Raw genomic sequence first — 21346 nt, 5'->3', positions numbered from 1 at the left:
CGATTTGAAATAATTCACAATTTGAAGCATACCTCGGAATATTCAAATCTTGATTATTCGATAAAGAGCTACCGTATTTTAATTCTATAACTCAAATACTTATTCCATGCAACTTAAAGGCTTCCTGTTTCACAAACTTAAAATAAGCTCTTTATTATCCCTTACCCAGGAAGAGAGGGAAGCTTCAGAGAAAGAAAGGTCTAATTTATTTATAATATTACTTCGGTGTTTTTCTACCGTTCTTATTGAGATACTAAGTTTTAGGGCAATTTTCTTTGATGAATTATCTTGTGCTATCATTCTTAGAATGGTGCGTTCTGAAGGTGTTAGGTATTTTATCTTTTTTAATTGTGGATTAACCTTCTCTTCCAAAACTTCAGAAAAAGTCTTGCTAAAATACATTTCTCCTCTAATCACGGCCTGTATACAATTTTCAAGTTCTTCAAAAGGCTCATCTTTTAGTAAATATCCGCTAATATGAAGATTTTTGGCCTGTATAATAATACCGTTCTCTTTGTGAGATGTTAGAATAATAAACTTTGTTACTTCTTGATTTTCTTTGACCTTTTGAATCACTTCTATTCCTGACAACAAAGGCATTTCTACATCTAGAATAGCAATATCGGGCTCATTTTCAATAATCATACTAAGCGCATTGGAACCATTTTTGGCCTGACCAATTACTTGATAGGCTTTGGTTTCCAACTCTTCTACAAGCCCTTTTAAAAGTAATGGATGATCATCTGCAACAAGAATAGTAGGACTTTTTTTTACTGGGCACACGGTATAATGGCTTTTATAAGCGTTCCTTTATTTTCTTTACTTTCTATCTGAATGTTTCCTCTTAGAATTTTAACTCTTTCCCTCAATGTTTTTAATCCTAAACTTTTTGATGTTTTTAAATCAGCAGAATTAAATCCTTTCCCATTATCTTCTATGATGATAAAAATAGTGCTTTCTTTTAATTTTACAGTAATAAATACCGAAGTAGCTTCAGAATGTTTTATGATATTGGTTAATGACTCCTGAACAAACCTATATAAATTTAAGTTTTGCTCTCTTTGAAGGCATTCATCTATATTCGCTATTTCTTGTGTTACAAAAAGATTTGTATCGCTATCAAGGTCATATATTAATTGATTAATCGCCGATGTAAGCCCTAACTTATCCAGCATTGGTGGGTAAAGCCCTCGCGAGATAGCCCTTACTTCTTCCAATACCTGATGGGTTAGTTCGGTAAGCTGTGCTTGTTTATTCTGTTGGGTTTTCTTTTTAATAAGGGTAAGTTGTTGCCCTACGCCGTCGTGGAGCTCACGTGCCAGCCTGGTACGTTCATTTTCCTGTTTCAACAATAACTTTTGAGAAAAGACTTTTTGTAATTTCTGTTTTCGCCTTACGAATTCCCTTGAGCGATATAAATAAATAAGCACAAACAAGCTTACCAAACCTATACCTCCAAAAATCAGCCCCTGCTTTTTTACCCTATTTTGAGCTGCTAATAATTCTATGTCATTTTTCTGTTTAGAAATTTGTAAGTCTTTCTTTTCAACTTCAAACTGGTTTTGAACATAGGCAAATCGTTTTCTGGCCGTACTTCTTTGAATAGAATCTTTTAGGTCAGAATAATTTATATAATGCCCGAGCGATTGTTCTGCATCACCCATTTTATGATAAGTCTGCGCTAACAAACGCTCATAATCTAAAATATTTTCAGGCTCTTCAGAATCCTTAACAGCCTCGAGGCCTTTTAATAGTATATTTTTAGCTGTATTATAATTCCCATGCGCATAGGCATTTTGACCGACCGCCAGAGTGTAATAAGTATTCAAAAATGCATTGCCTTTTAGGTCTTGCATTAAGGTTTTTAAGTGATTTAAATTTTCATCAGACTCTTCTAAGTAATCGTACCGAGCAAAGACATAGGTAGCACAAGCCCTTGTGAGTATCTCTATAACATGTTTAATATTTGAAGACATTTCGTCTTTTAGCAAAAGTGCCTGTTTTGCATGATACAATTCTTTTACACGATTGCCTTGCATTGCTCCTTCAATAGAAGCGGTAACGTGTGCCATAACAACAACATCTTTTGTCTCTATTTTGTCTTGCCATAAAAAAATAGATTCTCGAGCTTCCTCAGCTTCTTCGTACAAGCCATTATTTCCTAACAAACGACTTAATCCATTCTGAGACCATAAAAAAGAAACCGTATCTTGTTGCTGTAAAAAAAGTGCCGAAGCTTTTTCAAAATAAGTCACACTTTTAATAAGGTTGTTTGTTTTAGAGCTATTTTCTCCTGCAATAAGATGTATTCTTGCATAAACAGGGCTATCCATCTCATTATGCTTTTCTAAATAGGCAATCCCCTCATCAATTATCTTTAGCGATTCATCAAATTCTTGTAAGAAAGTAGCCGCTTGTGCATACAAAATATAATATTCCCCTATATCTTTTGTGCTCTTACATTCACTTATATATGGCATAAAAGTCTTACATACTGAAAATGCTTTTTTAGACTTCAACTGAGTTAGAATAAAATAATCGGCAAGTTTATTGGTATATAATAAAGCACTGTCCCAATTTTGTTCCCGGATAGCTATCTCCCTATAATGTGCTACGAGATTCGCCGATAGACTATCTTTAATTACAGTATTATTCTTTAATATTTTATCTAATACCTGTAATTTTTTAGAATTACCCTCAACAAGCTGTAATTTTTTTTCAAGCTGAATATTGTTTATGGTATCCTGGCCAGAGATAATACCCGATACCATTAATACACAATATAAAATAAGCTTCTTTTTAAAAAGGCTTTGAATGTTATGGAATCTACTTCTTAATTTATTTTCATCCTTTTTATTCTTACTGTTAATATGAAAAGATAAACTAGAACCGGTAATTGTCATTAAAAATACTATGAATGATACAGAAGCTGAAAGATAACAACAAATTGTTATAAATAAATTAAAAAACCTGGTAGAATTACTAAACTAAACTTGATGCCAGGTTGAATGATTAATATTCTTTATTCAGCAAATAAAAACCGAACAAATAATCCAAAACATAAAAGCCAGCGCATTAAACACACAGTGCTGTGGGTGCGTCTTATTAGTTTTTGATGTCTTCCTGAAGTAATTTAACGAATTGCTCTGGAGAAGACCATTGAGGGTTGTGGTCTGCTTCTAAACGTAAAATATTCCATCCCTTTTCTTTAGCACGTTCAGCATGAAAGACAAAATCATCATTTTTAGGTTCTTTCCCTTTGTCTACCGTAAGAATATAGGTTGTTGGAAGTTTTATCCTCAAGGGATTTTTTAGAAAGATAGTATCTGTATAAGTTTTATACGGATGAGGTACATCTTTTGGTGGTTTTTGTCCGCCTTGAACCCAAGATGGAATTAGATATCCATTTACATTTCTAAAAAGAACTTCATTGTTTATTTTTAAAATGGATAGCATATTCTCGCCATTCTCAGGAACTACTGCATCAACATATAAGTTTCTTTATTCTCTCTGGAATAGTATCAGCTACTCCGGTAATAATCATTCCGCCATAGCTATGACCAACCAAAATAACATCATGAAGGTCTTCATAAAGAATTGTATTTACAATATCTGTAATATGTGTTTTTAATCCAATTTCAGGTGAAGATAAATGAACTCTCTCACCTTGCCCGGTAAGTGTTGGCCTATAAACTACGTTACCATTTTCAGTAAGTAATGAGTCCACTTGCTTAAAAGCCCATCCACCACCCCAAGTTCCATGAACAAGCACAAAAACTGATTTATTGTTCGTTTGGGAATATGAAGTTTGAAATGATATTGTTACTATGGCATAAATCAATAAAAATCTACAATATTTCATAATAGCATTGTTTTAAAATCACACTTTTTCAAATAATTATGTAAAGGATTTATACTTCTATACAGTAAGATGTTATAGCTTTAATTTTTTCACCTTTGGCATCTTGAAAGAAATAAAAATCTGAAAAGGCATATTTTTTTCCGTTTTCCATTATCATCCATCCATTAACTGCCCCTTCTTTTCCATGGGACAGGATTTGGTCTATCATCAATTCCGATGCTTTCAAGGATTGTAGTTCTTCTAATGCTTTCACAAAATTTGCTCTGCCCTCAATTTTCCTATCCCCAATTATGTTCCATATAATATCATCTGTAACACCCTCTTTTAAGAATATGACGTTCCCTTCGGCAAAGGCAATATTAAATTGTTTTAAAAACTCCATTTTAGGGGAGTTGCCGCAATCTGTCCTGGATATCATTTTGGTCATTATTTAAAGCTTTTAAGTTTACATATTTGCAGTGTAGAGCAAGTTAAATTTATGACCATCAAGATCTGAAAAGACACAGACGATAAATCCATTTTTATCATATAATTCTTTTTTATTCTTGTTTGAGTCGAATAAAATTCTGCCTCCTGCATTCTTTATGTCTGTTACGAATTGGTCATATTCTCCTTTGGTTTCAACAGCTAAAGAAAACAGTACTTCGTTACCACTACTTAAATCGGTACAACTTCCTTCTAAACTTGCTTCCAACTTTTCTTTTTTGAAGAAATGAATCACAAAATCTTCAGGACCAAAAAAGAAACTGACCAAGTCTTCTGAAGGCTCTCCATTTAACTGAAACCCCAACGACTTATAAAAAGATTTAGTTCGCTCAATATTTTCTACGCCAAGATTTGCCCAAATTTGATTTACTTTCATTGTTTATTAAACTTTAATTTATTCCCAACCGAATGATACTTATTCCAAATTTAATTGCCACGAAAGCCCAAATTTATCTTCTACAAAAGCAAATAGCTTACTAAAACCGTAATTATCTAAGGGCATCTTAACATCACCGCTCTCCGAGAGGGTTTTATAGAGTCGATTAAGCTCTTCTTTCGTTTCGCATTCTACCCAATTAGATACTGCAGGTGTAAAGTCCCATTTATGTTGAATAAAACTGTCGCTACATATAAACTGTTTACCGTTTAACTCAAAAACACCTCTCATAAGCGTTCCCTCTTTACCTGCCCCATCATTTCCGTAACGTTGTACCTCAATCACTTTCGAATTATTGAATACATCCACGTAAAAGTTCATAGCCTGTTCTGCATTGCTTTTTTGGAATGTCAAAAAGGATGTTATCTGTTGTTTCATCTATTAATCTTTTAAATAAACCAGTGTTGTATTTATTAAATCACACTTTATACCTTCTATCATAAGCAGTTTTAGTTTTCAATATAAGTCTTCAATCGATAGAGAAACATAGCCCAATTGTAATTGCACCAACGATAAAAGTCTGTGCGCTTCCTCCAATAGTAATGTATAAGGGTTACGGTTGTGACATTATCTTTTTCCGATAGTCCAAAAGAAACTTTCGTGCCTATCCACTCTTCATCAGAAGCGATACATTCCCAAACGATTTTATTGTTCTCTATAAGTTCAATAACCTTAAACTTCGTGATATAACCTTCATCAAAATCAAACTCATTGACAAAGCCAATTTCAGGTTTCACTTTGAGTTTCTTCGTCCAAACGTTCCCTAAACCTTCTTTAGTGGTTAGTGTTTTATAGACCTTTGCGATTGGTGCTTTTATATAATTAACATGTTCAATGCTTTCCATAACACACACTTAATTTATAGAATGGAATCCAATAGAGTTACCTTCAGTATCTTTAATTATAGAAATAAAACCATGCTCACCAATAGCCATTTTGGGTTGAATAATTTCAGCTCCATTTTCTGCCGCCCGATTTTCTAAAATTTTACAATCCTCACAACCAAAATAAACAAGGCTTCCATTGGTGGAGGGCTTTACTGATTCCATTTTCACCAAAGCGCCAGCAGCCCCATAAATTTCCATATCACTGGGAAAACATTTCATTTGGATGGATGGATTTGTTGGGTCGCTCATATCTTCCATAACTACTTGAAGTACTTTTTCGTAAAATTTTGTAGCCCTACTTATATCACTTACATAAATTTCGAACCATACCACGGGATTAATTCTTTTCATATTTTGAATATTTTAAACAGTTATTATTACAAAAGTTAAAAAAGAAAACAAAAAAGAACTTTCCATATGGCAAGTTCTCTATTTAGGACAACATATTATTGCTTTATAATTTTAAAAAACAGTTTTATACTCGATGAACTTATAGAATTTGATACTCTTACACTCTTCTACTAATACCTTTTTGAAATAGGATATCCCTTCTATTTTTTGTGCTGAAGATTTGGGGACGACTGAATTTAAACCTATCATCGAGAAGATATCCAAAAATTGCATTACCACTTATTTAAAACCAAGAAAATAAGCCTGAATTACCTTTAAAATTTTCATTTTGATTCAACATCTTTATTACTACCCAATACCCTCATATTTTCCAGTTGAAGAATATGCCTGTGGGTATGATAAATATTGAACCATATCCATTCATACCTTGTGAATTCGCCATACTCGGGAATTGAAAAATCCGTACAGGTTAAAGACAAATCTTTGTTTTTTATCACTTCTTTTATTTGCTCAACCCTATCTTTTAAGGCCTCTATTAAGTCTTTTTTGATTATTCTTTCCTGGGTTGGGAGAATAGCCTCCGGAGAATCCATTTTAATCGAAATATCCAAAAATAAGGTTTTGACTGGCCCCAATTTTTGGCCCATAGGCCGATTTGTTCTTTTCGTTTTGCCGTTCAATGTATCAACAGATGCATAAGATTTTAATAGATGTTCTCCTAATTGCCCTGGAGACCAGCCTTTATTGGGAGAAGAATTTATTTGCTCCTCAGATAAAGCAGCAAGAATTTTCAATAATCTCAACGTTATTTTATGAAATTCATTGAATGTATTTTCTTCTATCCCTGTCATTTCTATTTCTAAATAAGATACTTACAAACTTCAAAAAAAGAACTCAATAAAATCTTGTCCTATGGCAACTTCTCTGTTTGAGAAAGCACTTCTTTTCTAATCCTACTCAAAGAAGTATCGGTAACCCCTAAATAAGTAGCAATATATTTTAACGGCACTTCTTTAATGATTTGCGGTTTTTCCTTAACTAAACTTAAATACCTTTGGGAAGCACTTTGCGTATGCATAGTAACCGCTCTTTTTTTTGCCATAAAAAGTTGGTGAGACATCCAATTACGGCCCCATTCTGTGAAACCTTCTATGTTGCTGTAAAGATTCTGGAAATCGTTAAACTTAATTTTATAAACTTCACAGTCTGTTAGCGCCTGGATAGTTTCTTTTGAAGGAATGCGGAGAAACAATGAAGCGACTTCAATTAAAATATCATAAGGGCCAAAAAATCCGGTTGTAATTTCGTTGCCTTTATAATCAACAACATACGATCGGAACAATCCGCTTTTTACTAAATAGTAAGCATTATTGATTTGGTTTTCATTTAGTACAATATCATTTTTTGAAAAATCAACTTTGGTATGGGCATTAATAATGGTATTGTAGTCGTCCTTTTTAATATTGGTATGGTTGTATATTTTTTTAAAAAAGGAGTCTTCCATTATTTTAGAGTTTGTTTAAAAATAAGAAAATTATTCATGATTAGTTTTTGAGAAGAGGTGAAAATGTAGATGAAAGTCATAACCTTGTATCATTTTCAGCAAAAATGGTATAACCGAAATGTCAGGTTCATTTATGAGATCATTTTTAGTTAGTTCGTTAATTAGCTCAGCTCCACCATCACAATAAATACTTTTACCTTCCTCGCTTTTACGTTTAGTTATTCAGCTTAAAGTTTAATTTTTTTGTTACAAGCCCGTTAGCTTTATTTAACAAGCCAGAGACAATTTAAAGAACGTAATTTCAATATTATAGTACCTTTACAAATGAAAGATAAGCAATTCAATAAAAGTGCCTTTCATACAATTTCATTATACAGTTTTTTGTCCTATTCCTTTAAACTTTATCTTTCAGAATCAAATTTTAACTTTTGTATCCCACCTTCAAGGTTAAATATCTTCTTCCTATTAAATATCTTTTTAAGTACAGTAATTGCTTTCAAACTTCTTATACCAGAGGCACAATAAACCAGCAGATTATCTTTGGAAGTTAATTCGCTATACCTGCTTTCTAACTGTGAAAGTGGAATGTGTAATCCTCCGATGCTAAATGCTATTCGCTCTTCAGCACTCCTTACATCCAGCAAATTGAAACATTCGGGAGACTTAAGGTACTCATCGTAGGTGACTGAGTCTGAAATAGCAGTTGCACATAAAGAATTAACTTCTTTCAATTCCGTTATTTTCGCTTCGGGATCTCTGGAGAAAGGTATTAATTGGGTTTGCATTTGAAGGGCATCAAAAAGCAGAAGTTTTCCTGATAAAACCTCGCCTATCCCTAAAATTATTTTTAGCACTTCGTTCGCCTGCAGGTTTCCGATAATTCCCGGAAGTATTCCTAAAACGCCAACTTGGCTGCAGGAAGGCATTTCTTCTGCAGAACCTACTGCTGGAAACAGGCAACGGTAAGTAGGTCCATTTTTATAATTAAATACCGAAACCTGCCCATCAAATTTATAAATAGAACCGAACACCAATGGTTTATTTGTTAAAACTGCAGCATCATTTGCCAGATATTTAGTGGTGAAATTATCACTTCCTTCCACGACGATATCATACATTAAGAAAAGCTCCTGTGCATTATTTGCCGTTAGCCTCTCATTATAAACCACGATATCTATAGCAGAATTCATCTTCTGAAGCCTATTTTTGGCAGCAATCACTTTTGGTTCACCTACATTTTTTTCAACATAAAGAATCTGCCTCTGTAAATTAGAAATATCTACCACGTCATCATCTATGATCCCTATTTTCCCAACTCCGGCAGCAGCTAAATACTGTAAAACAGGGCAACCCAAACCACCTGCTCCAATTACCAGTACTTTAGCATCTTTTAATTTTGACTGCCCAGCTTCTCCTATTTCATCCAACAAGGTATGCCGATTGTACCGCTGTTTTTCTTTTCTTGTCAACATAATTTACCAGCTTTTCTCCCAATCTTTCCAGACAGGCTCTATACCCGATCCGGAAAGCATTTGTGCAATAACCTCTGTACTTCTTTCATCAGAAATTTCGAATTGCTCCAAAGACTGTGATTCTACCACATAACCACCTGGATTTGTTTTAGATTCAGCACTCATTGAAGTAATGCCAAGGTGGACTATATTATTCCTGAAAACTTCATTTTCCCGAGTAGAAATAGATAATTCTACCTCTTCATCCAGTAGCCTATATGCGCAAATTACCTGAAGTAGATCAGAGTCTGTCATTTCCACTTTAGGTTCCAGCCCGCCGCTGAAGGGACGCAATCGCGGAAAGGAAATAGAATATCTCGTTTTCCAGTAGGTTTTTTGTAAATATTTAAGGTGTAAAGCGGTAAAAAAACTGTCGACTCTCCAGTCTTCCAGCCCCAGTAAAGCCCCTATACCTATCTTATGGATACCTGCTTTTCCCAACCTGTCTGCAGTTTCCAGGCGATAATCAAAATTTGATTTTTTTCCTTTTGGGTGATGAATCTTATAAGTCTCCCGATGGTAAGTCTCCTGGTAAACCAATGTTGCATAAAGTCCGTTTTCAATCAGTGTTTTATATTCATCCTGATCTAAAGGCTGTATTTCAATCGAAATATTGGAGAAATATGGTCTTAACACCTTTACAGCATTGCACATATAATCAACTCCCACAGTTTTGTTCGCTTCTCCCGTTACCAGTAAAATATGATCATAACCTTTAGATTTTAAAAATTCGGCTTCTTTAATTATCTCTGAATCGCTTAAGGTCTTTCTGGGGATTTTGTTCGTCATACTAAACCCACAATAGGTACAAATATTTTGGCATTCATTGCTTAAATACATAGGGGCGTACATTTGCATGATATTCCCAAAGCGCTTTTTGGTAATAATTCTGCTTTGCTGAGCCATTTGTTCGAGAAAAGGCTTTGCGGCAGGAGAAATAAGGGCTTTAAAATCCTCAAGGTTCCTTTTCCCATTCTGCAGGGCAGTATGCACATCTGCTTCTGTTTTGGCAGAAATACTTTGCTGCACATCATCCCAGGAATACTTATTCAAAGTATGTTTAAAACTACTCATATAGAAATTGTGTTAATGGGCTGCTTGCCTGGGCTTGTGATCTTTGTGGAGCTAGTTTTGAGGTATAAGCTATCCTACCGGCTTCTACGGCCATTTTAAATGCTTTTGCTATAGCTACCGGATTTTGCGAAACCGCAATGGCAGTATTCACCAGAACAGCATCGGCTCCAATTTCCATCGCGTACGCAGCGTGAGATGGGCTTCCAATTCCCGCGTCTATAATTACCGGCACATTGCTTTGGTCGATTATAATTTCCAGAAAGTCAAGTGTTTTGAGTCCTTTATTGCTACCAATGGGCGCGCCCAGAGGCATTACACATTGTACCCCAACTTCTTCCAACCGTTTGCACAAAACAGGATCTGCATGAATGTATGGCATCACAACAAACCCCAATTTTACAAGCTCCTCACAAGCTTTTAAAGTTTCTACGGGGTCGGGCAGTAAATATTTAGGGTCGGGATGGATCTCTACTTTCACCCAATTCGTTTCAAGTGCTTCTCTGGCCATTTGCGCGGCAAATACCGCTTCCTTTGCATTGCGCACTCCTGATGTGTTAGGAAGTAGACTGATGCCAGGATTTTTCAAAGATGAGATCATTTCATCGTCATCATTCCCAGGCTCTACTCGTTTCAAAGCCACCGTGACCAGTTCACTTTCTGAAGCTAATATTGCTTGCTGCATCACTTGGGAAGAGCTAAATTTTCCTGTCCCCGTGAATAACCGGGAAGAAAAGGTTCTATCTGCAATGTTTAATTGATCTATTTTACTCATAATTGTTTTTCTGAAAATTGTTGTTTGATTTTCTGAAGTATTTTTTCAGGTTCTGCCTGTGCATTTAGGTGGCCCGAAATAGCTACTCCCTGTACTCCACTTTTTGCTAAAATCGGAATATCTTCCAGAGTTATCCCTCCAATAGCAATCACTGGAATGAATTTTCCACCGGCACGAAGGTTACTCAACAGTTTTTGATATCCTTCTGCCCCCAATATAGGGCTGAGCTTCTTTTTGGTAGTTGTAAAACGAAATGGACCAAGGCCAATATAATCTACCTGCTTTTCACACAAGCCTTCACAATCCTTCAATGTATTAGCGGTTCCTCCAATAATTTTATCTGGCCCCAGTAATTTTCTGGCTTCCAAAGGACACTCATCTTCTTTTCCCAAATGAACACCATGGGCATCAACTTTGTGTGCTATTTCCGGAAAATCATTAATTATTAATTTCACCTGGAATTCATCACAAATGTCCTTTCCTGCTTTTGCTGTTTTCAAAACTGTTTCAAAAGTTTCATCTTTAAGCCGTAATTGAACCCAGTTGGCTCCAGCCACACACATCTTATGTATATTTTTCAAATGTTCTTCAGGAGTTTTTCCCTGCGATATATAATGTAAGTTCGAAATCATAGGTTATGGTATGCTAGTAATGTGTTATTTGATCCTAATATTTTTTCAATATATATTTTTGCTTTTCGGGCAGCTCCCGGAAGAGATTCACCCAAAACTAAATGCGCTGCCAATGCCGATGCAAAAACACATCCGCTACCGTGTTTTTCTGAACAATCTGTTCTAAGGGGTTCTAAACCAAGATACCCACCTTTTGTGGTAAATAGTTCGTCGCGCCCGGTATTTGCAATTCTGTGCCCCCCTTTAAGATATAAATTGCTTTTGCCAGTAATTCTACCGATAGTTTCTTCTATATCTAATTCAGGGTAGAACATTTTTAATTCATAGAAATTGGGAGTAACAACAAATATTTTCTCCAGAATTGAGTCAATATCTTCATCTTCCTGGAATTCTCGTGAATTTTGAAAAGAAAATCCGCTACTGGATTTTAAAACCGGATCCCAAATAATCCTAATGTCTTTATTTTTCAACAGTAATTTATTGATGACTAGGTCTAGGGTCTGAAGGTTTTGAATGATTCCTATCTTTACAACTTCCACCGGGAATCTTTCCAATAAGAGTTCGAGTTGCTGAAGAATAATAGCTTCAGAAGTCCAGTAACAAGCTTCAAATTTGACATCATTCTGGATAGTATTTGCTGTGTTTACCCCAAGTCCATAACACCCCAGACTTTCAAAGGTCTTGACATCTGCCAGTAATCCGGCTCCCCCTGAGGGGTCGAATCCGGCTATACTCAATACAAAGGGCTTGCTATTTATAAACATTTCTGTATTTATTATAGATTTCATTAAAAGCCTGTTGCTTGTTTTCAGCCAGCCATATGGCCCCCATTACTGCTACTCCCTCGTATCCGAGATATTTTACTCTAGGTATTTTATCGGCTTCAATTCCCCCTAACGCGACCACTTTGTGAGGAAATTTTTCTACATTAAATTCTTTTCCTTGATACCCTTCTTTTGAAACAGAAGTAAAAACAGGACTCAGAATAACGTAGTCAAATAACAGAGCTTCGGTTTTCATATTTTCAAAATCGTGAAATGAGGAACTAATAGTAAAGCCATTTAATTTGTAATGCTCTATATATAGCTCCAGGTTCTCTTGTTTTCTCCTGATATTTTCTTTTAAATGAATCCCCTTCACAGGGAAAGCTTCAGCTAAACCGTGATGCTGATGGAGTACCATTTTCCGAAGATATTTTTCTTCAAATTGAGACAACCAGGATCTCAATTCTAATTCTGTTATTTTAGGTTTGCGAACGTGCAAAACTGACAGCTCATTCTCCAAAAAATAAATGAGCTGCTCCTTTTCTATACTTTTGTTTTCTTCCGGCGTAAAAAGAATTAACATTAAAATCGCTTTTAGAGATAAACCTGACTTCCTTTAGCTTTAAACTCTTCCGATTTTTTCTTCATCCCTTCCTCGATCGCTTCTTCTGTATCCATTCCGTTTTCATTAGCGAATTTTCGAACGTCCTGAGTTATTTTCATTGAACAGAAATTCGGGCCACACATAGAACAGAAGTGAGCTACTTTGGCATTTTCAGAAGGTAGGGTCTCATCATGATAAGACCTGGCGGTATCTGGATCAAGAGCAAGGTTAAACTGATCTTCCCAACGGAACTCGAATCGTGCTTTACTCAAAGCATCATCCCTGTGCTGTGCTCCGGGATGTCCTTTTGCCAGATCGGCAGCATGGGCTGCTATTTTGTAGGTTATTACTCCTTCCTTTACATCATCCCTGTTAGGCAATCCCAGATGTTCTTTTGGAGTCACGTAACAGAGCATGGCACAGCCGAACCAACCGATCATTGCGGCACCAATTCCACTGGTAATGTGGTCGTAACCGGGAGCAATATCTGTGGTTAATGGTCCTAAAGTATAAAAAGGTGCTTCCCCACAAACTTCCAATTGTTTATCCATATTCTCCTTTATCATGTGCATGGGTATATGTCCGGGTCCCTCAATAATGCATTGCACATCATGCTTCCAGGCAATTTTTGTAAGTTCACCCAAAGTTTCAAGTTCGGCGAATTGTGCATAATCGTTAGCATCAGCAATACTTCCAGGGCGTAGGCCATCTCCAAGAGAGAAAGAAACATCGTAAGCTTTCATAATCTCACAGATATCCTCAAAATGGGTGTACAGGAAGCTCTCTTTATGATGTGCCAAGCACCATTTTGCCATAATAGATCCTCCACGAGAAACAAGACCTGTTACTCTTTTAGCAGTATGTGGGATGTAAGCTAACCGCACTCCGGCATGAATAGTAAAATAATCCACTCCCTGCTCAGCCTGCTCGATAAGTGTATCCCTGAAGATTTCCCAGGTAAGATCTTCGGCTTTGCCGTTTACTTTTTCCAGGGCCTGGTAAATTGGTACTGTTCCTATGGGCACCGGAGAATTCCTAAGTATCCACTCCCGGGTTTCATGAATATTTTTTCCGGTGGAAAGATCCATAATAGTGTCTGCTCCCCAACGGCAGGCCCAAACCGCTTTTTCAACTTCTTCTTCAATGGAAGAAGACACTGCTGAATTTCCAATGTTGGCATTGATTTTTACCAGAAAGTTTCTGCCAATGATCATAGGTTCATTTTCTGGATGATTAATATTGGAAGGAATAATTGCTCTTCCGCGGGCAACCTCATCTCGTACAAATTCAGGAGTAATTACTTTAGGGATACTGGCACCAAAACTATTACCCGGATGTTGTTTTGAAATATGATTTATCTCCTCCATCTTTTGGTTTTCACGAATGGCTATAAATTCCATTTCTGGAGTGATAATGCCTTTCCTGGCATAGTGCATCTGGGTTACATTTTGTCCGGGTTTTGCTTTAAGCGGCTTTCGATTCCTTTTAAAACGAAATTCCTCCAACTTTTCATTATTCCCTCTTTCTCGCCCATAGGCCGAAGAAGGTCCCTGGAGTTGCTCTACATCTTCCCGGCCGGCAATCCAACTATTGCGAATAGGCCGCAGTCCTTTTCGTACATCTATCTCTATAGAGGTATCGGTGTATGGACCACTGGTGTCATAGATTAAAACAGGATCGTTTTTTTCTACTGTTCCATTAAATTTATCTACGGTATCACTAAGGGAGATCTTTCGCATTGGAACTTTAACATCAGAGTGAATTTTTCCGTTTACATAAATCTTTTCGGAATTGGGAAAAGGTTCCCGGCTAATGGTTTGCTGCTTTGGAGTTTGCTCCTTTTTCATAATTACTTCTGTTTAGTGGTTATATATTTTAACTTTCGAAAACTCTTCCGAAGTATATTTATCCTCCCTGAGTGGCCCTAATAATAAGTATGTTTTCACCTTCGGCTAATTCGTGCTGCTTCCAATTGCTCTTAGAAATAATCTGGTTATTAACGGCTACAGCAATCCCTTTTTCAGAAATAGCAAGCTTTATCAGGAGGTCCTGAAGGCTGTATGGTGATTTAAAGGTGTGGGCGGTGTTGTTTACGTTTACAGTTATCATTTGTTTAATATTTTATAGCTGTAAACTGTAGGGAGGTTCCCCAAAGAAAAAGTAAATACAAACCACGATTCCTCCAGAATGGAATCATGATAGAAAATATGTAGATAACACTTTTCCCTTCGCGGGTATTAACCGGATCAGGTTCAAAGGGTTTTATCTCAGCCAATTGCTAACAATTAGCACCCCTAAAGTTTACGTTTTCAAATGTAAAGGATTTTTTTGGGGAAATAAAAGCTTTTATTCGCTTTAGTTTATTTCGCAGTTTCAAAACCAAATATTAGTGCAAACTCATTAAATCATTTATTAAGTAAGGGTATTTAAATCCCTTTTTAAGTTTTCGATTAATTATAATCAACAAAGTCTGTTTTAAATATTACTAAGGATAAGTCCCCTATTCCCTAAAAAATTGGGGCTATGGAATGATGAGGTTTAATGGGTACAAATGTTATTTTTAACATTTAGAAAAATATTATCAGGTATTTAATGCTGATTAATTTTGAACATTATTCATATATTAAAATCTGAAATATATAAAATTATGTATCTCATAAAATCTAGTACTATCTATCTTTCTGAAGGTATATTTTTTAAACCTCTCAAAGTGCTTTTTTTAAGCTCCAATTTCTTTCAATTCCAGGACTGCTCGATTACATCTATTGCCTTTTCCAGATAAAGATTTTTATTATAATTTTTGGCACTTTCTTGAATTTCATGATCCAATTGTAAGCCATTACGTTGCACCTCCATTCCCTCTGGATAAAATGCGGTCATTTTAGTAAAATCTATGGATGTACCATCCATTAAAATTAGTTCATTTCTGTTGAGAACAGCACCTCCGGTTTGTTCTCCAAGCGTAATAACATTCGGAGCGGCTTGTATTGCCATTCCTATCCATTCTGCTTTACTTAAAGTAGATCTGTCTACAAGCAGAACAACTGTTCCTTTATAATAACTTTTATTCCGCTTTCCGGCAGCAAAAGGGTTCATAACCCACCTTAGAGGTGATTTATAATCAGGCTTCCCATACGCCGGCAAATTAGGAGCAAGTGCCTTTACGAATTTCTTTCGACGTGGATACAAATGCTTCGGAAGAGTACCTGTAGAAATATTTTGTGGATAATTACGAAGATCTATAACAATTCCCTTTGTTCCTTCAAATTTCTCAAATGCAACATCTACTTCATCTTTGGTAATCTCATACAAATTCATATAACCAATTTGTTCACTCAACATTTTCCAGTTTTCAGTTCTTTCAGGGTGCTTCCGTCGATACTTTTCATACGAATTCTTCAATGTATATAAATGAATATATTGCTTCACCCTATCTCCATTCTTTTTTAAGAGACCTACCTTAATGGAGTCTCTATCAGATGCCAGTAAATAATTATTTTGAATTTCATTTTTAAGGTAGTTTTCATTGGAAACACTAATAACTGATGAAAATTTATCAGTGTAATACTTCCCGAGTTTCACACCTTCTACGGAATAGATAATATCTCCAACAGAAATTTTATTCCTCTTTATTGAATCTTTATTAAAGATCCTTGTGACTAGAAGGGAATCATTGATTATTCTCCCTCCAAAGTTTGGAAAATGAGTAAGCGAGTTTAGTGTATGACTTGAGTAGTAATTTGCGTGGGAATCGTTTAGTTTACTGAAAAGTTTCTCTTTAGCCAACTCAAAGGTCCCTGAACCGTCCTTGCTAAATTCCTTGATCATTTCAGGTAACACTTGATTCCAGGGTGTTTCAGTAAGATAAATATTAACGTTCCAGTATTTCATGGCATTCCAGAAGTGCGCCAAAAATAGTAGCCGGTGAGCTTTGTTGGTTGCATCAAAATCCTCCAGTGGTTTATCATTCTCAAATTCAACAAAACTGGCTAAACTATGGACCGATGCATAATGATCTTTATAGTTTTTATTGAATTGAATATTCTCCAGAAGTGCCTGTAAATTTTTACTAAAATATGACTTTGCTATCCAATCAAAGTCAGCATTTTCACTAAAGAGTCTATCTCTCTTTTTCCAATTCTTTTTCGGCTTTAGTTTTTTTGAATCAAAGCCTTCTACCCAGTCCAGGAGTTTTGCATTAAATTCCTTGCGACTATCTATCCTCTTCATTTTTTCTAACTGCGTAAGGAACTCAGCATTGATATTGAATTCACCCCTACTTACTTCAGGATGATGATATTTTAATAATCCCCATACCTGAATAAGCTTTTCAGTTTTTGTTTCTTCAGAAAGTTTAGCTTGTGAAAAACAAAATTGGGAACAGGTTAAAAATACTAACAGTGTAAATATCTTCATGATGTTTTTAATTCAATCTAAGTTTTTAAAATAGCAATAAGGTTTACTAACTAAAAGATTTTTGACATTTATGGATAGACTCATATTAAACTGTAATCACCTTTAATTAGAATTGGTTTGTTGCGTTAAGCTATTCTACTCAGGATTCTTTATTTCCTTGGTTAGATCGCAGGTTACAATTTCCTTTTAAGAACTTGTGGATCTAATATTTCTTGGGATGAAATAACCCGAAGTACTTTAATTTCTTCTTGAGTCAGGGATATTCCATCCTTATTGCATAAAAGTATCCTTGAAATAAATATTTCATTACCATCCCTCCAACCTATTAAATCATTTGATGTTGGACACATTTTCTCAGTATTGTAAACTAATCTTTAATAACATTTGAAATACCAGATAAAACAATCGCTTATTTACTTTCCAATACAGAAATTAGAAAATATATTCCCCAATAATTCATCATTGGTGACCTGGCCGGTGATTTCTCCAAAATATTCCAAAGCTTCGCGAATATCTATGGCCAATAAATCTCCTGATAAACCGGTGTTTAGACCTTCTTCTACTTTGTTGATTTCTTCCAAAGCTTTTAAAAGTGCATTGTAATGACGACTATTGGTTACAATGGTATTATTATTTCTCAAAGCACCTGTGTTTACAAACTCAAGTAATTTTTCCTTTAGCTCCTCTACTCCAACTCCGGTTTTAGCCGATAATAACTGTAAACTGGTTCCGGAAATAGTGCCCAGGCTTTCTTTTAACCGTAACAAAGCATCTTCAGAAAGCTGGTCTATTTTGTTAGGAACAATGATTAAAGGTTTCTGAGGAAATTGATTTTTTATTTTTTCTATTTCAACAATTAATTTCGATAAACTAATGTTATCCTGAGAAGATTTTTCCTGAGAAATTTCTTCTAATCTGGACGTATCAAACAAATACATTACTACCTGCGCCTGCCCAATTTTCTCAAAAGTTCGCTTAATACCAATACTTTCTACAATATCTTCAGTTTCACGTATTCCGGCAGTATCAATAAACCTAAATCCAACACCGCCAATACTCATTTCGTCTTCAATAGAATCTCTTGTGGTCCCGGCTACTTCAGAAACGATAGCTCGTTCTTCATTTAAGAGGGAATTTAATAATGTAGATTTTCCAACATTTGGTTCGCCAACAATCGCTACAGGAATTCCATTTTTAAGTACATTCCCGGTGGCAAAAGAATCTATTAAACGTTTTAAAACCTGTTGAATTCTGGCAACCAATTCTTTAAACTGATCTCTATTTGCAAACTCCACATCTTCTTCCGAGAAGTCTAATTCTAACTCGATTAAAGAAGCAAAATCCAGTAATTCCTGTCGTAACCTATGAATTTCATTCGAAAATCCGCCTCGCATTTGTTGCATGGCCATTTGGTGAGAAGCCTGGTTTTCAGAAGAAATTAAATCGGCTACCGCTTCAGCCTGGCTTAAATCCATTTTTCCGTTTAAAAAAGCACGCATGGTAAATTCACCGGCTTCGGCCGATCTACATCCTTTTCTTATCATTAACTGAATAATTTCCTGCTGAATATAAGGACTTCCATGACAGGAAATCTCTACAGTTTCTTCCCCTGTATAAGATTTAGGGGCTCGAAACACCGAAATCAGCACTTCATCCAGGGTACGATCCTCATCCATCAAATTTCCCAAATGTAAGGTATGACTGGCCTGATCACTTAGCTTTTTTTTACTCTTAGCCTTAAAAAGTGGAGAAACAATGTTCAATGCTTCGGGACCGGAAACCCTAATAATAGCAATAGCCCCGGCACCTGAAGGTGTGGCAAGGGCTACAATGGTATCGTTTAATTTCATACTGCAAAGATAAAAAATCAGTTTGCAGTATGCAGGTTTTAGTCAGCAGTTGTCTAAAATAAACTACCTCGGGGTATTACAGCCTTTGGCGGTGCCAATAAAATCGTAACATAAAATCAAAATTCTTCAAAAAGGGGGGAGGAAAATTGAATCGTTTAAAAATGTAACAAAGTACTTAAGAACTCGTCTATTAATAAAAGGTACATTATAATCAATCTAAAACCTATCCCAGGTTAGAAGAAAATAGGATATCTTTACTGTAAAATATTTTTATTGAATTAATACGTTATGAATCAAAATACAGCCTCATCCACTATTGAGGGAAGCCGAGAGAACGCTATGAGAGAAGACAACCAAATGCTTGTTATTACCCATTTAAGTCAGTTACTGGACCTTATTACAGGAATTGGTGGTTTTATTGTTCCCTTAATTTTATGGCTTACACAAAAAGACAAAGTTGCCGGAATGGATTTTCACGGAAAAATGATTCTTAACTTTCAAATAAGTATGTTTATATACAGCCTAATATGTATTCCGCTAATCTTTTTGTTCGGGCTTGGCATTATTGGGCTTATTGGCATTGCCCTTATCATGCTTATCCTCCCTATTTTAAATGCCATAAAAGTGGGGAATGGAGAAACTCCCAATTATCCTTTAAGCATTCAAATAATAAAGTAAAAGATTCGTTATTTAAATCTTCATCTTAAATAATTTCGAAAACCAGAAAGGCAGCCCATTTGGCTGCCTTTTTACTATATTTTTATTGCACACACTTAAGGTAAAAAACCTTACAGGTTTCAAAATACGCTAGAATCTCTATTCAGTAAACTACCTCGGGGCAGTTTACCTTCTAAAATACCAATAAAAAAGCAGCCAATTGGCTGCTTTCTAATAAATAATCAATAGTATATACTCAATACTAATTATTAAGCATTACCGGCATTACCAGCATTGTAATTTTTTCTCCCGGATCTAAACCATCTACAGGCGTTAGAATTCCCGCGCGATTTGGCAAACTCATTTCCAGTTGTACTTCATCTGAAGTTAAATTGTTCAACATTTCGGTAAGGAAACGAGAGTTGAAGCCAATTTGCATATCGTCTCCCTGGTAAGAACAGGTTAAACGCTCTTCTGCCTTGTTGCTGTAATCTACATCTTCAGCAGAAATATTTAATTCGGCACCGGCAATTTTTAATCTTACCTGGTGTGTGGTTTTATTAGAGAAAATAGAAACCCTTCTCACCGAACTCAAAAACTGGTTGCGCTCTATGCTTAGTTTATTCGGGTTTTCTTTTGGAATTACCGCTTCGTAATTTGGATATTTCCCGTCTATTAAACGGCAGACCAGTTGCGTATCATCAAAAGTGAATTTCGCATTGGCATCGTTATATTCTATTAGAACTTCACTTTCACTACCGGCCAAAATTCCTTTTAAAAGATTTAGCGGTTTTTTAGGCATTATAAATTCTGAAGCCTGCGAAGCAGTAACATCTTCGCGCTGATATTTTACCAATTTATGTGCATCGGTAGCTACAAAAGTTAAGCCTTCTCCCGTAAACTGAAAGAAAACCCCACTCATTACCGGACGAAGATCGTCGTTACCTGAAGCAAAAATAGTTTTACTAATAGCGGTTGCTAAAATATCTCCTTCTAATACAGTACTGCTCGGGTCTTCCAATTCCACAGGGTTAGGAAACTCCTCGCCATCGGCATAAGCAAGTGCGTATTTTCCGTGGTTAGAGCTTAACTCAATGGTATTATTATCTTCGGCTACAAAGGTTAATGGCTGTTCCGGGAAGGTTTTTAGCGTGTCTAAAAGCAATTTAGCCGGAACCGCTATTTTTCCTTCGGAATCTGATTCTACCTTAAGTTTTGCAGACATGGTAGTTTCAAGATCTGAAGCAGAAACCGTAAGCTCATCTTGCTTAAGATCGAATAAAAAATTGTCTAAAATTGGAAGGGTGTTGGTGTTGTTTATAACCCCACCCAATATCTGAAGCTGTTTCAGCAAATAACTGCTGGATACAATAAATTTCATCGGCTTTGTGATTAATTAGAAATCAATACAAATATATTTTAATTGATTAAAAGTTAAGCTTGCGACGGGGAGTTTTTATTAACATCAAAAACAACAAAATATTATACAAAACATTAGAAAACAAACACTTAAACCAAATAATAGGTTTGAAATTGTTAA

23 protein-coding genes and 1 riboswitch are annotated in these 21346 nt (G+C 35.7%); of the genes, 1 reads left to right on the top strand and 22 read right to left on the bottom strand.

Annotated elements, in window-relative coordinates:
* Positions 1 to 129: 129 nt before the first annotated feature.
* From I6U49_RS17185 to mnmE, 21 genes are all read right to left on the bottom strand, one after another.
* The gene (locus I6U49_RS17185; protein WP_198628173.1) at positions 130 to 783 is read right to left on the bottom strand and encodes a response regulator; all 654 of its coding nucleotides are present in this window, start codon (positions 781 to 783) and stop codon (positions 130 to 132) included.
* On the bottom strand, positions 771 to 2903 hold the full coding sequence (locus tag I6U49_RS07390; RefSeq protein WP_198628172.1) for a sensor histidine kinase: 2133 nt from the start codon (positions 2901 to 2903) through the stop codon (positions 771 to 773). The genes I6U49_RS17185 and I6U49_RS07390 overlap by 13 nt, the downstream gene beginning before the upstream one ends.
* 202 nt (positions 2904 to 3105) lie before the next feature.
* Entirely contained in the window at positions 3106 to 3456 is a 351-nt protein-coding gene (locus I6U49_RS07385) for a hypothetical protein (RefSeq protein ID WP_198628171.1), read from the bottom strand.
* Positions 3457 to 3484: 28 nt separating this feature from the next.
* Entirely contained in the window at positions 3485 to 3862 is a 378-nt protein-coding gene (locus tag I6U49_RS07380; RefSeq protein WP_198628170.1) for an alpha/beta fold hydrolase, read from the bottom strand.
* 49 nt (positions 3863 to 3911) lie between these two features.
* On the bottom strand, positions 3912 to 4289 hold the full coding sequence (locus I6U49_RS07375) for a nuclear transport factor 2 family protein (protein WP_193711749.1): 378 nt from the start codon (positions 4287 to 4289) through the stop codon (positions 3912 to 3914).
* Between the two features lie 18 nt (positions 4290 to 4307).
* Complete coding sequence (locus I6U49_RS07370; RefSeq protein ID WP_193711750.1) at positions 4308 to 4724, bottom strand: VOC family protein; 417 nt, start codon at positions 4722 to 4724, stop codon at positions 4308 to 4310.
* A gap of 39 nt (positions 4725 to 4763) precedes the next feature.
* On the bottom strand, positions 4764 to 5162 hold the full coding sequence (locus I6U49_RS07365; RefSeq protein WP_198628169.1) for a VOC family protein: 399 nt from the start codon (positions 5160 to 5162) through the stop codon (positions 4764 to 4766).
* A 71-nt stretch (positions 5163 to 5233) separates the two neighbouring features.
* Positions 5234 to 5629, bottom strand: a complete 396-nt coding sequence (locus tag I6U49_RS07360) for an SRPBCC family protein (RefSeq protein WP_198628168.1) — start codon at positions 5627 to 5629, stop codon at positions 5234 to 5236.
* A gap of 9 nt (positions 5630 to 5638) precedes the next feature.
* Complete coding sequence (locus I6U49_RS07355) at positions 5639 to 6022, bottom strand: VOC family protein (RefSeq protein ID WP_193711753.1); 384 nt, start codon at positions 6020 to 6022, stop codon at positions 5639 to 5641.
* Positions 6023 to 6345: 323 nt separating this feature from the next.
* Complete coding sequence (locus I6U49_RS07350) at positions 6346 to 6873, bottom strand: DinB family protein (protein WP_193711754.1); 528 nt, start codon at positions 6871 to 6873, stop codon at positions 6346 to 6348.
* A gap of 59 nt (positions 6874 to 6932) precedes the next feature.
* Positions 6933 to 7526 (bottom strand): Crp/Fnr family transcriptional regulator, encoded by a 594-nt coding sequence (locus I6U49_RS07345; protein ID WP_193711755.1) that lies wholly within the window; start codon positions 7524 to 7526, stop codon positions 6933 to 6935.
* Between the two features lie 401 nt (positions 7527 to 7927).
* Positions 7928 to 8998 (bottom strand): HesA/MoeB/ThiF family protein, encoded by a 1071-nt coding sequence (gene moeB / locus I6U49_RS07335; protein WP_232804656.1) that lies wholly within the window; start codon positions 8996 to 8998, stop codon positions 7928 to 7930.
* Positions 8999 to 9001: 3 nt separating this feature from the next.
* Positions 9002 to 10111 carry a 2-iminoacetate synthase ThiH gene (gene thiH / locus I6U49_RS07330; protein WP_198628167.1) on the bottom strand — a complete coding sequence of 370 codons (1110 nt, stop codon included), beginning with the start codon at positions 10109 to 10111 and terminating at the stop codon, positions 9002 to 9004.
* Positions 10104 to 10883, bottom strand: coding sequence for a thiazole synthase (locus tag I6U49_RS07325; RefSeq protein ID WP_198628166.1), 780 nt, complete (start codon positions 10881 to 10883; stop codon positions 10104 to 10106). The genes thiH and I6U49_RS07325 overlap by 8 nt, the downstream gene beginning before the upstream one ends.
* Complete coding sequence (thiE, locus tag I6U49_RS07320; RefSeq protein ID WP_198628165.1) at positions 10880 to 11515, bottom strand: thiamine phosphate synthase; 636 nt, start codon at positions 11513 to 11515, stop codon at positions 10880 to 10882. The genes I6U49_RS07325 and thiE overlap by 4 nt, the downstream gene beginning before the upstream one ends.
* Entirely contained in the window at positions 11512 to 12303 is a 792-nt protein-coding gene (locus I6U49_RS07315; RefSeq protein WP_232804655.1) for a hydroxymethylpyrimidine/phosphomethylpyrimidine kinase, read from the bottom strand. The genes thiE and I6U49_RS07315 overlap by 4 nt, the downstream gene beginning before the upstream one ends.
* Positions 12266 to 12862 (bottom strand): thiamine phosphate synthase, encoded by a 597-nt coding sequence (locus tag I6U49_RS07310; protein WP_198628164.1) that lies wholly within the window; start codon positions 12860 to 12862, stop codon positions 12266 to 12268. Before I6U49_RS07310 ends, I6U49_RS07315 begins: the two co-directional genes overlap by 38 nt.
* An 11-nt stretch (positions 12863 to 12873) precedes the next feature.
* The gene (gene thiC / locus I6U49_RS07305) at positions 12874 to 14730 is read right to left on the bottom strand and encodes a phosphomethylpyrimidine synthase ThiC (RefSeq protein WP_198628163.1); all 1857 of its coding nucleotides are present in this window, start codon (positions 14728 to 14730) and stop codon (positions 12874 to 12876) included.
* Between the two features lie 58 nt (positions 14731 to 14788).
* Positions 14789 to 14992, bottom strand: coding sequence for a sulfur carrier protein ThiS (gene thiS, locus I6U49_RS07300; protein WP_198628162.1), 204 nt, complete (start codon positions 14990 to 14992; stop codon positions 14789 to 14791).
* 97 nt (positions 14993 to 15089) lie between these two features.
* Positions 15090 to 15189, bottom strand: a riboswitch (TPP riboswitch).
* 430 nt (positions 15190 to 15619) lie between these two features.
* Complete coding sequence (locus tag I6U49_RS07295) at positions 15620 to 17299, bottom strand: S41 family peptidase (protein WP_198628161.1); 1680 nt, start codon at positions 17297 to 17299, stop codon at positions 15620 to 15622.
* 413 nt (positions 17300 to 17712) lie between these two features.
* The gene (gene mnmE / locus I6U49_RS07290) at positions 17713 to 19149 is read right to left on the bottom strand and encodes a tRNA uridine-5-carboxymethylaminomethyl(34) synthesis GTPase MnmE (RefSeq protein WP_198628160.1); all 1437 of its coding nucleotides are present in this window, start codon (positions 19147 to 19149) and stop codon (positions 17713 to 17715) included.
* Between the two features lie 339 nt (positions 19150 to 19488).
* Here mnmE and I6U49_RS07285 point away from each other — a divergent pair, with 339 nt between their 5' ends.
* Complete coding sequence (locus tag I6U49_RS07285) at positions 19489 to 19827, top strand: DUF4870 domain-containing protein (protein WP_193711879.1); 339 nt, start codon at positions 19489 to 19491, stop codon at positions 19825 to 19827.
* A gap of 241 nt (positions 19828 to 20068) precedes the next feature.
* On the opposite strand, the gene dnaN is transcribed toward I6U49_RS07285, so the two are convergent.
* Positions 20069 to 21187, bottom strand: coding sequence for a DNA polymerase III subunit beta (dnaN, locus tag I6U49_RS07280; RefSeq protein WP_198628159.1), 1119 nt, complete (start codon positions 21185 to 21187; stop codon positions 20069 to 20071).
* Positions 21188 to 21346 lie beyond the last annotated feature (159 nt).

The organism is Salegentibacter maritimus (assembly GCF_016236915.1).
GTDB classification, from domain to species: Bacteria; Bacteroidota; Bacteroidia; order Flavobacteriales; family Flavobacteriaceae; genus Salegentibacter; species Salegentibacter maritimus.
The sequence above is the reverse complement of the archived record's forward strand: the minus strand, read 5'-3'. Positions and strand labels throughout refer to the sequence as shown.

Excerpts from the sequence above, each read along its gene's own strand:
- I6U49_RS07310 (WP_198628164.1), bottom strand. The coding sequence starts at position 12,862 with ATGTTAATTCTTTTTACGCCGGAAGAAAACAAAAGTATAGAAAAGGAG.
- I6U49_RS07375 (WP_193711749.1), bottom strand. The coding sequence starts at position 4,289 with ATGACCAAAATGATATCCAGGACAGATTGCGGCAACTCCCCTAAAATG.
- I6U49_RS07380 (WP_198628170.1), bottom strand. The coding sequence starts at position 3,862 with ATGAAATATTGTAGATTTTTATTGATTTATGCCATAGTAACAATATCA.
- I6U49_RS07345 (WP_193711755.1), bottom strand. The coding sequence starts at position 7,526 with ATGGAAGACTCCTTTTTTAAAAAAATATACAACCATACCAATATTAAA.
- moeB (WP_232804656.1), bottom strand. The coding sequence starts at position 8,998 with ATGTTGACAAGAAAAGAAAAACAGCGGTACAATCGGCATACCTTGTTG.
- mnmE (WP_198628160.1), bottom strand. The coding sequence starts at position 19,149 with ATGAAATTAAACGATACCATTGTAGCCCTTGCCACACCTTCAGGTGCC.
- I6U49_RS07365 (WP_198628169.1), bottom strand. The coding sequence starts at position 5,162 with ATGAAACAACAGATAACATCCTTTTTGACATTCCAAAAAAGCAATGCA.
- I6U49_RS07370 (WP_193711750.1), bottom strand. The coding sequence starts at position 4,724 with ATGAAAGTAAATCAAATTTGGGCAAATCTTGGCGTAGAAAATATTGAG.
- thiE (WP_198628165.1), bottom strand. The coding sequence starts at position 11,515 with ATGATTTCGAACTTACATTATATATCGCAGGGAAAAACTCCTGAAGAA.
- I6U49_RS07390 (WP_198628172.1), bottom strand. The coding sequence starts at position 2,903 with ATGACAATTACCGGTTCTAGTTTATCTTTTCATATTAACAGTAAGAAT.
- I6U49_RS07295 (WP_198628161.1), bottom strand. The coding sequence starts at position 17,299 with ATGAAGATATTTACACTGTTAGTATTTTTAACCTGTTCCCAATTTTGT.
- I6U49_RS07350 (WP_193711754.1), bottom strand. The coding sequence starts at position 6,873 with ATGACAGGGATAGAAGAAAATACATTCAATGAATTTCATAAAATAACG.
- dnaN (WP_198628159.1), bottom strand. The coding sequence starts at position 21,187 with ATGAAATTTATTGTATCCAGCAGTTATTTGCTGAAACAGCTTCAGATA.
- I6U49_RS07315 (WP_232804655.1), bottom strand. The coding sequence starts at position 12,303 with ATGAAATCTATAATAAATACAGAAATGTTTATAAATAGCAAGCCCTTT.
- thiS (WP_198628162.1), bottom strand. The coding sequence starts at position 14,992 with ATGATAACTGTAAACGTAAACAACACCGCCCACACCTTTAAATCACCA.
- I6U49_RS07325 (WP_198628166.1), bottom strand. The coding sequence starts at position 10,883 with ATGAGTAAAATAGATCAATTAAACATTGCAGATAGAACCTTTTCTTCC.
- I6U49_RS07385 (WP_198628171.1), bottom strand. The coding sequence starts at position 3,456 with ATGCTATCCATTTTAAAAATAAACAATGAAGTTCTTTTTAGAAATGTA.
- thiC (WP_198628163.1), bottom strand. The coding sequence starts at position 14,730 with ATGAAAAAGGAGCAAACTCCAAAGCAGCAAACCATTAGCCGGGAACCT.
- I6U49_RS07360 (WP_198628168.1), bottom strand. The coding sequence starts at position 5,629 with ATGGAAAGCATTGAACATGTTAATTATATAAAAGCACCAATCGCAAAG.
- I6U49_RS07355 (WP_193711753.1), bottom strand. The coding sequence starts at position 6,022 with ATGAAAAGAATTAATCCCGTGGTATGGTTCGAAATTTATGTAAGTGAT.
- I6U49_RS07285 (WP_193711879.1), top strand. The coding sequence starts at position 19,489 with ATGAGAGAAGACAACCAAATGCTTGTTATTACCCATTTAAGTCAGTTA.
- thiH (WP_198628167.1), bottom strand. The coding sequence starts at position 10,111 with ATGAGTAGTTTTAAACATACTTTGAATAAGTATTCCTGGGATGATGTG.